The 514-nt window shown below is 53.5% G+C and carries 1 rRNA gene; it reads right to left on the bottom strand.

Annotated features, from left to right (window positions below):
• Positions 1-514, bottom strand: a 23S ribosomal RNA gene (locus tag E1189_RS00485); the annotation flags it as partial.

Genomic DNA, 514 nt, shown 5'->3' with positions numbered 1-514 from the left:
ACTGATCCGCAGCTTCGGTACATGATTTGAGCCCCGTTACATCTTCCGCGCGGGCCGACTCGACTAGTGAGCTATTACGCTTTCTTTAAAGGGTGGCTGCTTCTAAGCCAACCTCCTAGCTGTTTTAGCCTTCCCACATCGTTTCCCACTTAATCATGTTTAGGGACCTTAGCTGGCGGTCTGGGTTGTTTCCCTCTTGACGACGGACGTTAGCACCCGCCGTCTGTCTCCTATGCTCGTACTCCACGGTATTCGGAGTTTGCATCGGGTTGGTAAGTCGGGATGACCCCCTAGCCGACACAGTGCTCTACCCCCGTGGGTAATACATAAGGCGCTACCTAAATAGCTTTCGGGGAGAACCAGCTATCTCCGGGCTTGATTAGCCTTTCACTCCGATCCACAGGTCATCCGCTGGCTTTTCAACGACAGTCGGTTCGGTCCTCCAGTTGGTGTTACCCAACCTTCAACCTGCCCATGGATAGATCGCCCGGTTTCGGGTCTATACCTTGCAACT

It is taken from the genome of Parendozoicomonas verongulae, assembly GCF_009711465.1.
GTDB classification, from domain to species: domain Bacteria; phylum Pseudomonadota; class Gammaproteobacteria; order Pseudomonadales; family Endozoicomonadaceae; genus Sansalvadorimonas; species Sansalvadorimonas verongulae.
Note: the sequence above shows the minus strand (reverse complement) of the source record. Positions and strands in the feature narration are given on the sequence as shown.